This window comes from Arthrobacter sp. 05T47 (assembly GCF_056395825.1).
Genome location: NZ_JBFTKG010000165.1, coordinates 1 through 1130 on the forward strand (window position 1 = coordinate 1; position 1130 = coordinate 1130).

Annotated in this window: 1 protein-coding gene and 1 pseudogene; both read right to left on the bottom strand. The window is 63.6% G+C overall.

Annotation, left to right across the window (positions count from 1 at the left end):
* Positions 1-166, bottom strand: a pseudogene (locus tag AC1DEY_RS23595) (carbohydrate kinase); the annotation flags it as partial.
* 121 nt (positions 167-287) lie between these two features.
* Positions 288-1082, bottom strand: coding sequence for an ATP-binding cassette domain-containing protein (locus AC1DEY_RS23600; protein WP_476870118.1), 795 nt, complete (start codon positions 1080-1082; stop codon positions 288-290).
* Positions 1083-1130 lie beyond the last annotated feature (48 nt).

The window sequence follows — 1130 nt, forward strand, 5'->3', positions numbered from 1 at the left end:
TGGTGACGGCGAGGCGGCCAAGTCCGTAGGCGACGTTGGCCGGTGAGCCGCCGGGGTGCTCCACCGTGTCGTGCGACGTGGTGACCACGTCGATCAGCGCTTCGCCTATGACCATGACGTCGAGCGTCTGGTGAGCGTCGTTCCGGGCTGTTGTGAGGTAATCCATGGTCTGTCTCTCGTGGGATGGTGATGATGGGAACTCCCGGTATGGATCCGTCCGCGGACCTGGGGAAGGTCCGCGGACGGAGAAGGGAGCTCCGGTAGAGCGGGAGGGTACTAGCCGGCCATCAGGCGGTGGCTGCGCCGGTCATGATCGCCACTGCGTCGGTCATTGTGTGTGATTGCGGAGTGATGGTGGCAGCGCACTTGCCCAGGCGCTGGATGTGGATCCTGTCCGCTACGTCAAAGACGTGGGGCATGTTGTGGCTGATCAAGATGACCGGCAGGCCGCGGTCGCGAAGGTCCCGGACCAGCTGGAGGACCTGGTTCGATTCCCGGACGCCAAGTGCCGCCGTCGGTTCATCCAGCACAACGACCTTTGAACCGAACGCTGCGGCGCGGGCCACGGCGACAGCCTGGCGCTGCCCGCCGGAGAGGTTCTCCACCGGCACTGTCACGTCCTGCAGGGTGGAGATGCCCAACCGGGTCAGTTCTTCCTTGGCCTTCCGGCGCATACCTTTGGTGTCAAGCATCCGGAACACGCTCCCGAGGAGTCCCGCACGCCTTTCCTCCCGACCCAGGAACAAGTTCGAGGCGACGTCGAGGGCCGGTGAGACGGCGAGGTTCTGGTACACGGTTTCGATGCCGTGGACCCTGGCGTCCTGCGGCCGCTTGAAGTGCACGGGCTGTCCTGACATGAAGAGCTCGCCAGAGTCCGGGACTTCTGCTCCGGTGAGGCATTTGATCAGGGTTGATTTGCCTGCGCCGTTGTCGCCGATGATCGCGAGGACTTCGCCCGGGTAGAGGTCGAGACTGACTCCGTCCAGTCCCACGACACGGCCGAAAGTCTTGACGAGGTTCCGGGCCTGCAGGATGGGCTCGCGCGTGGCGACGTGGGGGGCTTCAAATTCTGTCATGGTCATGACTTGACCTTTCGGATCCACTGATCGACGGACACAGCAACAATGATC